Source organism: Adlercreutzia sp. ZJ242 (assembly GCF_011038995.1).
In the GTDB taxonomy this organism is placed as follows: domain Bacteria; phylum Actinomycetota; class Coriobacteriia; order Coriobacteriales; family Eggerthellaceae; genus CAAEEV01.
Window position 1 is genome coordinate 1 of sequence record NZ_JAAKEE010000069.1, and the last position, 9,673, is coordinate 9,673.

At 62.9% G+C, this 9,673-nt stretch carries 12 protein-coding genes; 6 read left to right on the forward strand and 6 right to left on the reverse strand.

Going from position 1 to position 9,673, the window contains the following annotated elements:
• Positions 1 to 319: 319 nt before the first annotated feature.
• Positions 320 to 697, reverse strand: a complete 378-nt coding sequence (locus G7Y49_RS11235) for a thioredoxin family protein (RefSeq protein WP_165173864.1) — start codon at positions 695 to 697, stop codon at positions 320 to 322.
• Between the two features lie 10 nt (positions 698 to 707).
• Positions 708 to 1,712: a permease gene (locus tag G7Y49_RS11240; RefSeq protein WP_165173866.1), complete on the reverse strand. Its 1,005-nt coding sequence runs from the start codon at positions 1,710 to 1,712 to the stop codon at positions 708 to 710.
• 188 nt (positions 1,713 to 1,900) lie between these two features.
• On the opposite strand from G7Y49_RS11240, the gene G7Y49_RS11245 reads away from it, so the two are divergent.
• On the forward strand, positions 1,901 to 2,218 hold the full coding sequence (locus G7Y49_RS11245) for a hypothetical protein (protein WP_241157400.1): 318 nt from the start codon (positions 1,901 to 1,903) through the stop codon (positions 2,216 to 2,218).
• Between the two features lie 342 nt (positions 2,219 to 2,560).
• Here the strand turns inward: G7Y49_RS11245 and G7Y49_RS11250 are convergent, their stop codons facing one another.
• The gene (locus G7Y49_RS11250; protein WP_165173882.1) at positions 2,561 to 3,001 is read right to left on the reverse strand and encodes a cupin domain-containing protein; all 441 of its coding nucleotides are present in this window, start codon (positions 2,999 to 3,001) and stop codon (positions 2,561 to 2,563) included.
• Between the two features lie 38 nt (positions 3,002 to 3,039).
• Positions 3,040 to 3,897 (reverse strand): aldo/keto reductase, encoded by an 858-nt coding sequence (locus G7Y49_RS11255; protein ID WP_241157401.1) that lies wholly within the window; start codon positions 3,895 to 3,897, stop codon positions 3,040 to 3,042.
• A gap of 200 nt (positions 3,898 to 4,097) precedes the next feature.
• Here G7Y49_RS11255 and G7Y49_RS11260 point away from each other — a divergent pair, with 200 nt between their 5' ends.
• Positions 4,098 to 4,922 (forward strand): LysR family transcriptional regulator, encoded by an 825-nt coding sequence (locus G7Y49_RS11260; protein ID WP_165173870.1) that lies wholly within the window; start codon positions 4,098 to 4,100, stop codon positions 4,920 to 4,922.
• Positions 4,923 to 5,055: 133 nt separating this feature from the next.
• On the opposite strand, the gene rhuM is transcribed toward G7Y49_RS11260, so the two are convergent.
• Positions 5,056 to 5,487 carry a RhuM family protein gene (gene rhuM, locus G7Y49_RS12545; protein WP_165173872.1) on the reverse strand — a complete coding sequence of 144 codons (432 nt, stop codon included), beginning with the start codon at positions 5,485 to 5,487 and terminating at the stop codon, positions 5,056 to 5,058.
• A gap of 179 nt (positions 5,488 to 5,666) precedes the next feature.
• On the opposite strand from rhuM, the gene G7Y49_RS11270 reads away from it, so the two are divergent.
• Together G7Y49_RS11270 and G7Y49_RS11275 are read left to right on the forward strand one after the other, a co-directional pair.
• Complete coding sequence (locus G7Y49_RS11270) at positions 5,667 to 5,948, forward strand: chorismate mutase (protein WP_165173874.1); 282 nt, start codon at positions 5,667 to 5,669, stop codon at positions 5,946 to 5,948.
• Between the two features lie 27 nt (positions 5,949 to 5,975).
• Positions 5,976 to 7,004, forward strand: a complete 1,029-nt coding sequence (locus tag G7Y49_RS11275) for a 3-deoxy-7-phosphoheptulonate synthase (RefSeq protein WP_165173876.1) — start codon at positions 5,976 to 5,978, stop codon at positions 7,002 to 7,004.
• Positions 7,005 to 7,133: 129 nt separating this feature from the next.
• Here the strand turns inward: G7Y49_RS11275 and G7Y49_RS11280 are convergent, their stop codons facing one another.
• Entirely contained in the window at positions 7,134 to 8,084 is a 951-nt protein-coding gene (locus G7Y49_RS11280) for an undecaprenyl-diphosphate phosphatase (RefSeq protein ID WP_165173884.1), read from the reverse strand.
• Between the two features lie 113 nt (positions 8,085 to 8,197).
• Here G7Y49_RS11280 and G7Y49_RS11285 point away from each other — a divergent pair, with 113 nt between their 5' ends.
• Positions 8,198 to 9,082: a TatD family hydrolase gene (locus tag G7Y49_RS11285; protein ID WP_165173878.1), complete on the forward strand. Its 885-nt coding sequence runs from the start codon at positions 8,198 to 8,200 to the stop codon at positions 9,080 to 9,082.
• A 34-nt stretch (positions 9,083 to 9,116) separates the two neighbouring features.
• Positions 9,117 to 9,554 carry a thioesterase family protein gene (locus G7Y49_RS11290; RefSeq protein WP_165173880.1) on the forward strand — a complete coding sequence of 146 codons (438 nt, stop codon included), beginning with the start codon at positions 9,117 to 9,119 and terminating at the stop codon, positions 9,552 to 9,554.
• Positions 9,555 to 9,673: the final 119 nt, after the last annotated feature.

The window sequence follows — 9,673 nt, forward strand, 5'->3', positions numbered from 1 at the left end:
GTGCTTTGCCATGATGAACCTTCCTTTCTCGATCTGGTTGGCAATGCCAGTCGAGTATAGGAAGCGTGGCTCTGCTTGAAATCGCGGTGTTGGAGGTTATGCGGCTCGTCCTGAAATCGGGTGTTGCTCGCTACGAAATCGATGCGGCTGAAAATTGGAAATAATCAGTGCAGGAACCTCGATGAGCGGACCAACTATGACAGCGAACGCCTCGCCAGAGGCCAAACTGGACGTGGCTGCGGCAACGGCCAGGGAGATGAGCGCAAGCGCGAACGTTATTCTTGCTCATCGGCACGCTCCTTCCCGGTCGCCGTAGCAGCTACAGCAGCCCCTCTATCTCGGAAGCCGTGAGCACCTTGCCCTGGGAAACCACCTTGCCGTCCACGAGGAGCGCGGGCGTGGACATGATGCCCGCCTCGGCTATGGCGATCGGGTCGGTGACGTACTCCACGTTCACCTGTCTGCCCGACTTGGCCGCAACGGCGAGCGCGTTGTCGTTGAGCTCATGGCAGCGCTTGCATCCGGGACCGAGCACCGTGAGCGTGACCGCGTCGCCGAATGGCGCTTCGCAGCCGCGTCCGCAGCCGCAGGCGTCGGTCGTCTCTTCGCCCTCGGGCGCCTCCACGATCTCCATCTCGCAGCAGCAGCTCTTCTTCTCTTCCTTGCCTTTGCCGAACATCTTTCCGAACAAACCCATTTTCTTCTCCTTACACGAATAGGGGTTGCAGCCAGTTGAAGAGGTATCCGCTTATGGTCATGCCGATGAGGCAAAGACCTATGAACGTGGCGAGCAGCTTGGGCTTCACCACGCGCGAGAGCATGGTGAGCGACGGGATCGAGAGCACCGTGACGCTCATCATGAACGCGAGGATGGTGCCGAGCCCCACGCCCTTGCCGAAGAGCGCCTCGGCGATGGGGATCGTGCCGAAGATGTCGGCGTAGACGGGCGCGCCGATGAGCGTTGCGAGCACCACGGCGAACGGGTTGCCGTCGCCGAGGACGGCCTCGGTGATGCCCTGGGGGATCCAGTTGTGGATGAGCGCACCGATAGCGACGCCGACGAGGATGAACGGGAACACCTTCTTGAACGTCTCGCCGGTCTGGCCGAGCGCGTAGGACGCGCGCTCCCTCTTCGTCATGACCTCGGCCTGACCGGCCTGCACCGCCTCCCCGCGAACGAAGTCGGCAACCTGGTCGTCCATGTTCAGGTGCTGGATGATGGTTCCGCCGACGACGGCGATGGCGAGCCCGACGATCGTGTATATGGCCGCCACATGAGGCCCGAAGATGCTCATGATGAGGATGATGGAGGCTATGTCCACCATGGGAGATGATATGAGAAACGAGAAGGTGACGCCGAGCGGGAGGCCCGCACGGGTGAATGCGATGAACAGCGGGATGGAAGAGCAGGCGCAGAACGGCGTCACCGTGCCGAGGAGCGCTCCGACGATGTTGCCCCAGATGCCCTTGAACCTTCCGAGTATGCGCTTGCTGCGCTCGGGCGGAAAGTAGCTCTGAATGTAGCTGATGATGAAGATCATCACGCACAGGAGGATGACGATCTTGATGGTGTCGTAGATGAAGAAATGGAGCGTTCCTCCCCATTGGGAGGCGACATCCAGCCCGAAAGCGCCGACGAGCATGGCCACCAGATCGGATAGCCACTGCATCTTGAGCACTTGATCCATCAAAAATGTTCCGATTGCTTCCATTCGCTACCCTATTCATAGACAAACATCAATACGTTGAAGCCAGTATATCTATATATTCAAATCTGTCAATGCATTAATCGAAATGCGTTATCAGGATGCGCGGGATCAGCGCAGATCAACTGATGGTGATGTTGTGATGCAGTGGCTGCGAAGGGCCATCTGGGACCAAGCTGATTGACCTCGAGCCCATGTATGTTGCCAAGAAGGGGATCACGCTCCTGGTGAAGGGAGAGGCGAAGGAGTTCAACACGTTCCACTTCGGCATCTTCGTAGACTTCTACAACATGAAGGGCAACGACGCCTACTCGTACAACCTGTCCCTCGGCGGTGAGCAGCCCAGCTGGGGATACTCCCAGCAGGCCATCGACCTAATGCTCCAGGAGATCCGCCGCGACCCCGAGCACGTCATCGACAGCATGCGAGCCGAGCTCTCCAAGCGCAAGTCGAGGGAGAAGAAAAGCCGCCAGACAGCAGAAGAGCCGACCCCAGGAGCAAGGGAATTCTAAGCAATCCGAGGATGCCTACCCCCATTCGGGGACCCAGCTTTGTTCCACCCAAGTCGGCTTCTCTGTGATTGAATTCTACCACGCCAGTCCGGGATTTAGAACCCCCTGTGGAGCTGCTGTTGCTTTGGCCTCGATCGTCGGCGACGCTTGTCAGGCTAGTGTAATTCCGCATGTGCGCAAGGGCCGCGAGAGCTTTTCATGTCGGCGACCCTGCTTCCTGCGTCGCCATAAAAACCCAGGTCTTTCCGGGTTTCGCCTTCCGAGCCTCCAGCCCCAAGACTTTACCTTGGGACTTTTTCTTTCTCGGTCATGTTCACCGCTCCTGGCTCTCGTCAAGATCAGCTACTCGAGACCCTCGTAGACCTCGTCGGTCACAGGCTCGCACCATTCGTTGCTCGCATCGACGCCCGGGATCTCGACTGCCAGATGGGAGAACCAGCTGTCCTTCTTGGCGCCATGCCAGTGCTTGACGTTGGCGGGGATCTCCACCACGGTGCCGGGGGTGAGGCTCACGGCCTCCTTCCCCTCTTCCTGGTACCAGCCCTCGCCCGTGGTGCAAAGGAGCATCTGGCCGCCGCCCTCCTTCGCATGGTGGATGTGCCAGTTGTTGCGGCATCCCGGGGAGAAGGTCACGTTCGCGACGAACACGGGAGAGGAGCCCGGTTCGTTGAGCGGCTTCAGGAACGAGTCGCCCACGAAATACTGGGCGAAGATCTCGTTGGGCGCGCCGATCCCGAAGGTGTCTTCCTTCTCGAACTCGGCTTTATCGGCGATGCGGGTCATCATGTTCTCCTTCTCGATCTTGGTGGATAGCAGCGAGCCTAGTCGTGGATGCTGAAAGAGCTCAGGAACTTGGCGGTGGCGGGGTCGTTGTGGTCGATGATCTCGCTATGGCCGAGGTCGAGGGCTTCGACGGCCTCCATGTCCTCGTCAGTGAGCTCGAAGTCCCAGATGTCGAGGTTCTCCTCGATGCGCTCCTCGTGAACGGACTTGGGGATGACGACGATCCCGCGCTGAACGTTGAAGCGAAGCGCCACCTGGGCCGCCGTCTTCCCATGCTTCTCCCCTATGGCGGTAAGCACCGAATGGGTGAAGATGCCGTGGCTTCCTTCCGCAAGCGGGCCCCAAGCCTCTAGCGTGTACCCGAATTCTTCCGCCGCCTTCAAAGCTTCGCTCTGCTGGAAGAACGGATGGCATTCCACTTGGTTGACCATGGGCTTGATGTCCACGTGAAGGCACAGGTCGGTGATGCGCTCGGGGTAGAAGTTGCAGACGCCGATGGCCTTCGCCTTGCCCGACCGGTAGATCTCCTCAAGCGAGCGCCAGGCTGCGTAGTAGTCGCCTATGGGCTGGTGCAGGAGATAGAGGTCGACGTAATCCATGCCGAGCTTCTCCAGGGACAGGCTGAAGGCTCGCTCGGCATCCGGGTAATCCTGGATCCAGAGCTTCGTGGTGACGAAGAGCTCATCGCGAGTGCAGATGCCGTCCTCGATGGCTCGCTTGACCGCGGCGCCCACCGCCTCTTCGTTAGCGTAGGCGGAGGCGGTGTCGATGAGCCGATAACCGTTCTTGATCGCAGCGTAGACGCTGTCCTCGCATTCCTTCAGATCGGGGATTTGGAAGACCCCGAATCCCTCAAGGGGCATCTTCAGGCCATTGGGCAGAGTCGCGTATTCCATCGGCATCTCCTTCTGTCGTCGACTCGGTGATTTCTCAAGAATAGGAGATGCGAGGCGGCCTGTGAAATCGAAATCAGGTATAGTGGTATACGCACGGCGTATAGTTTCGATAGAGCGATTTGGACTATGCGTCATGCTTATAGCCAGACGATGCGAACGGCTGGCTGGACGACGGAACAAGTCCTGTTCGAGGTGCCTTCGTGATAGAGCTCTACCTTCTTGAGCAATTGGTGGGAATCTCCCGATATCAGACGCTGTCCGAAGCGGCTTCGAAGCTTCATATAACCCAGCCTACTTTGACGCGCAGCATACAAAAGCTCGAAGAGCTCTTGGAGGTGCCGCTCTTCACTCGCGAGAAGAACCGCCTCCGCCTCAACGGGAACGGAGAGATGGCCGTCGAGTACGCGAAGAGGATCTTGGCCTTGGAAGACGAGCTGGTCGAGCATGTGCGCGCCAACCAGGACGGCTCCACCCTCGTGAGCATCGGCACCTGTGCTCCAGCTCCGGGCCTCGTTTTGAAGCGCGCGATGCTGAAGGATCTCCCTGCGGCCCATATCGAGGTAACCCAGGAAGACGAAGGCGAGCTGATAACCGGCCTCAAAGACAACCGGTTCCAATACATCATCCTCACCCACAAGCTCGATGACCCCGATCTCGAGTGCAGGGAGCTCGGCACGGAGCACCTTCATGTGTCCGTTCTGCCCGCCCATCCCTTCGCGCTCAAGGAATCGGTCACGTTTGACGAGATCGACACCGGGGTTTTCCTCGTCTACAAAGCTCTGGGGTCTTGGGGCAATGTCTGCCCCGACCACATGCCCCATGCGCGGTTCATATACCAAGAGGGAATGGACGACTATCTCGAGGTTGTGAGGTCATCGTCGCTTCCCACCTTCGACACCGACTGGGGCATCGAACTTTTCGGAAAGCGCGCAAATCGCGTAAGCGTGCCCATCGCAGAGGATGCCGCGTCCATGACGTTCTTCGTGACTGCCAAAAGGGGATCGAGGGCTTTCGGGGCCAAATAATGCAAGAATGCTCATAAGGATGCCTGTGGCGAACGGGCGCCGCACGCGCAAAGGAAAGCCGACTCGGACGGCAACGAGGTCGGCTGGACGCATCTTGCCAACGCGAACGGCAAAGCCGGAGGAACCCTGCTCGTCAAGCACGACATGCACGACATAGCCGAACTGAGCAAGTACGGCCAAACCCCCATGATCGAGTAACGACCCGAAGAACGCTCTGCCGAGCAACGTCAGCTTTTTCGGTGCTTGCGCTACAACCCCAGCGTGCCCAAGAATCACACCAAATGGCACGCACCGCGGACGAGACGGCGTACCTGCGGAGCACGTCTGTGGCCCAGCGGCGAAACTCAACACCTCGCTGGGATTTCACGCGATAGCCGACGGAGATGACCACGTCGAGGTTGTAATACTCAATATCGCGCCTCACCTCCCGATCGCCCTTCAGTTGAACTGTCGCAAATTTTGCGACAGTTGGATTCGGCAACGCGGTAGATCGCGTCTCTTCGATAAACTCCCCATTCTTCTCAGCCCATGTCCATAATCGGGATTGACAGGTTGAACTCCTCATCACCTCCTACCCCAACATCACGCTTCATTCACAGCCGGCCGCAAGCGGAAAACCGCGAGGCGGGGCGAAAAAGTTCGCCGCCCCGGACAAGCCTTTTGCTATCATGGCACCACACGAGTGGCCCTCGCCTGGCGGGGGCCGTTTCTCGTTACCGCTTGAACCCAAGGAAGGAACGAACCATGCCTGACACGAGCCACGCACGCATGGAACTCGAGGCGCACCGCGCCGCGATCGACGCGATCGACCGGCAGCTGGTGGCGCTCATCAACGAGCGCGCCGGCCACTCCCTGGCCATCCGCGAGCTCAAGCCGACCCTCGGCATGAAGCTCTACGACCCCGCGCGCGAGGGCGAGATCTTCGAGCGCATCAGCGCCTACAGCGAAGGCCCCCTGTACGACCAGGGGCTGCGCGAGATCTACGAGACGCTTCTGAAGGTTATGAAGGAGACGCCGAGCGCGTAGGCGCCCCGGCGAGGAAAGGCAACACCCATGGCAATGAACTTCAAGCGCCGCCTGCCCATCCCCAAGGACATCCGCGAGGAGATGCCGCTGTCAGCTGAGCTCACGAAGAAGAAGGAGCTCTTCGACGCGCAGGTGGCACGCGTGCTCTCAGGCGAGGACGCGCGCAAGCTGCTGGTGATCGGCCCGTGCTCGGCCGACCGCGAGGACTCCGTCCTCGCGTACATGACGCGCCTGGCGAAGCTCGCCGAGGAGGTCGACGACAAGATCATCATCATCCCGCGCGTCTACACCAACAAGCCGCGCACCAAGGGCACCGGCTACAAGGGCCTCCTCCACAACCCCGACCCCGAGGCGCCCTCTGACCTGCTCGAAGGCGTGAAGGCCATCCGCAGCATGCACCTGCACGTGATCGAGGGCACGGGGATGTTCACCGCCGACGAGATGCTCTACCCGGCGCACTACCAGTACCTGCTCGACCTGCTGTCCTACGTGGCCGTGGGCGCGCGCTCGGTCGAGAACCAGGAGCACCGCCTGGTGGCCTCGGGGCTCTCGGTGCCGGCGGGCATGAAGAACCCCACGGCCGGCTCCACGTCGGTGATGCTGAACTCCATCTACGCGGCGCAGGCCCCGCAGGAGTTCATCTACCGCAACTGGGAGGTGTCCACGCCGGGCAACCCGTTCGCGCACGCGGTGCTGCGCGGCTACATCGGGCTCGACGGGCGCACGTACCCCAACTTCCACTACGAGCACCTCGAGCGTCTCACCGAGACGTACACGTCCGAGAAGTACCGCAACCCCGCCGTGATCGTGGACTGCAACCACGACAACTCGGGCAAGCGGCCGTTCGAGCAGTTCCGCATCTGCAAGGAGGTGCTCGACTCGTGCCGCCGCAACGAGGCCATCCGCGGCCTGGTGAAGGGCTTCATGGTGGAGTCGTACCTGGAAGACGGCAACCAGCCCGTCGACGGCGGCGTGTTCGGCAAGTCGATCACCGACCCGTGCCTGGGCTGGGACAAGACCGAGAGCCTGGTGAAGGAGCTCGCCGACCGCCTGTAGGGCGCAGGGCGCAAACACGCGGGCACGCAGACGCGGTCGCGCGAAGGTACATAGCGAAAGGAGGACCCGGGAACCTGCCGTTCCCGGGTCCTCCTCGCGTCTCTCGTCAAAGCCCTGCGCGGGCGCGCCTTACAGGACGCCTGCCAGCTTGAGGCCGAAGTAGGCCAGCACCACCACGCCCACGATGATGCGGTAGACGCCGAACGCCGTGAAGTCGTTGTTCTTGATGTACCCCATGAGGAACTTGATGGAGAGCACCGACACCACGAACGCCGTCACGATGCCCGTCAGCAGAACCGCGATCTCGGTGGCGCTCATGACCAGGCCGCCGACGATGAACTTGAGCGCCTTCAGGCAGCCCCAGCCGAACATCACGGGGATGGCCAGGAAGAACGTGAACTCCGCCGCCGCCGTGCGCGAGCAGCCGCATAGCATGCCGCCGATGATGGTCGAGCCCGAGCGGCTCGTGCCCGGGATGATCGCGAGCATCTGGAAGCAGCCGATCTTGAGCGCCGTCTTCCAGTCGATCTCGTCGACGGTGCGCACCTTGAACAGCGCCGCCTCGACGTCCTCGGCCGTGTCGGCGAGCTGGGCCGCAGCCTCGACGCGCGCATGGCGGCCGCGCGGGCGCTCGGTGCGCACGGAGGCGAGGTAGGCCTCCTCGCGGCGGCGGTTGCGGCGCTCGAGCAGGATGAACACCACGCCGTACGCGATGAGCGCGATCGCCACCGTCCAGGCGTTGTAGAAGTACTCGTTGAAGAAGTCGTCGAGCGTAAGGCCGATGGCCGCGGCGGGGAGGCAGCCGATCACCACCATGCCCCACAGCCGCCACGTGCCCTTGCGCTCGGCGGGCGTCTTGCGCGTGGAGAATGGGTTGAGCTTGTGGAAGTACAGCACGAGCACCGCGCAGATGGCACCGATCTGGATGACCACCAGGAACAGCTCGAGGAACTCGGGGCTCACCTGCAGCTTGACGAACTCGTCAACGAGGATCATGTGGCCCGTCGACGAGATGGGCAGCCATTCGGTAACGCCCTCGACAATGCCGATGAGCAGCGCTTTCAGAACTTCTACGATCATATCCACGGTGAAAACCATCTTTCGCGTCTTGAGGCAAACCCGAAGCATCGTATCATGGGAAGGCGACGAGCCCTGCAACCTCTAGCAAATGAACACGAACCGAAGGAGGCCCCGTGAGCCCTGCGAAGAGCCCCGCGCTCTACGACCTGCACTGCCATGTGGACTTCGCCGCGAGCCCCGAGGCGCTCGCACGCGACGCGTCGGCGCTCGGCGTGCGCGCGCTCTCGTGCACCGTGACGCCTGCCGGCTACGTCGCCGCACGCGAGCTGCTGGCGGAGAGCGCGAACGTGCGCGTGGGGCTCGGGATGCACCCGTGGTGGGTGGCCGACGGGCGCGTTGACGCCGCGGCGGTCGCGCAGTTCGAGAGGCTCGCGCGCCAGGCGCGGCTCATCGGCGAGGTCGGGCTCGACTTCGCGGGCGAGCGCGGGCTAAAGGAGCGCCGCGCGCGCCAACGCGCAGCGCTCGAGCGCGCGCTGGCGGCATGCTGCGGAAAGGCGGCCGGGAGCGCGGCGGGGGACGACGCCGGCGCATCATCCAAGGTGATCTCGCTGCACGCGGTGCGCGCGGCGAGCGACGTGCTCGACGCGCTCGAGCGCTCAGGCGCCCTCGACCAGCACGCCTGCGTGCTCCACTGGTTCTCGGGAACCTCCGACGAGCTCACCCGCGCGGTGCGCGCCGGCTGCCTCTTCTCGGTGGGGCCGCGCATGCTCGCCGGCAAGCGCGGGCGCGCCTACGCGCGCGCCATCCCCGCAAAGCAGCTGCTGCTGGAGACCGACTCCCCCGCCCGCGCGGGCGAGGCGTGGTCGGCCGCGGCGTGGCGCGCCCAGCTCGAGGAGGCGCTCCGCCTGCTCGCCGAGGCCCGCGGCGCCGACGAGCGCGAACTCGCCGAAGCCCTCGCCGTCACGAGCGAGCGGGTGCTCGCTGGTGCGGCGCGCCCCTCCTCCCCACCCGCCTCCCAAGCGAAATGTGCGCCGAAAAAGCCCAGCCTTGCCCCATAATGGGAGGGACGACGCGAGGAACGGAGCGAGACTCATGCAAGTTCGAACCCCCATCAAGGTGCGCTACGGCGAGACCGACATGATGGGCGTGGTGTACCACGCCAACTACCTGCTGTACTTCGAGGACGCGCGCACCGACTTCTTGGAGAAGGTCGGCTTTCCCTACGAGCGGATCGAGGAAGCGGGCTACATGTGCCCCATCTTCCACGTGGACATCCAGTACGGGGAGCCGCTGCGCTACGGCGAGGGCGCGTTCGTGGTCACGCGCGTGGTGAGGAGCGCGCCCACCAAGACCACCTACCTGCAGGAGGTCTACCGCGAAGGGGCTGACCCCGCGCACGACAAGCCGCTGGTCAGCGGGCACGTCACCGCATGCACGGTGGAGCGCGAGACGTTTCGGCCCGTGAGCATCAAGCGCACCTTCCCCGAGCTCTACGAGCTCTACAACACGCTGGTCGAGCCCGAGGAGTAGCCGGAGGCGAGGCGCCCGCCGGCGGCGAGAAGGCGCGCGAACGCCCTGCGCGCGCCCGCCGCCCTGCGCGCGGGCCGCGGGCCGCGCCGCCCTGCGGCCGTCCGTCGACCCCGGCCGCT

Coding starts and splice junctions, on each gene's coding strand:
- G7Y49_RS11235 (WP_165173864.1), bottom strand. CDS start 697: ATGGGTTTGTTCGGAAAGATGTTCGGCAAAGGCAAGGAAGAGAAGAAG.
- G7Y49_RS11240 (WP_165173866.1), bottom strand. CDS start 1,712: ATGGAAGCAATCGGAACATTTTTGATGGATCAAGTGCTCAAGATGCAG.
- G7Y49_RS11245 (WP_241157400.1), top strand. CDS start 1,901: ATGTATGTTGCCAAGAAGGGGATCACGCTCCTGGTGAAGGGAGAGGCG.
- G7Y49_RS11250 (WP_165173882.1), bottom strand. CDS start 3,001: ATGACCCGCATCGCCGATAAAGCCGAGTTCGAGAAGGAAGACACCTTC.
- G7Y49_RS11255 (WP_241157401.1), bottom strand. CDS start 3,897: ATGGAATACGCGACTCTGCCCAATGGCCTGAAGATGCCCCTTGAGGGA.
- rhuM (WP_165173872.1), bottom strand. CDS start 5,487: ATGAGGAGTTCAACCTGTCAATCCCGATTATGGACATGGGCTGAGAAG.
- G7Y49_RS11270 (WP_165173874.1), top strand. CDS start 5,667: ATGCCTGACACGAGCCACGCACGCATGGAACTCGAGGCGCACCGCGCC.
- G7Y49_RS11275 (WP_165173876.1), top strand. CDS start 5,976: ATGGCAATGAACTTCAAGCGCCGCCTGCCCATCCCCAAGGACATCCGC.
- G7Y49_RS11280 (WP_165173884.1), bottom strand. CDS start 8,084: ATGATCGTAGAAGTTCTGAAAGCGCTGCTCATCGGCATTGTCGAGGGC.
- G7Y49_RS11290 (WP_165173880.1), top strand. CDS start 9,117: ATGCAAGTTCGAACCCCCATCAAGGTGCGCTACGGCGAGACCGACATG.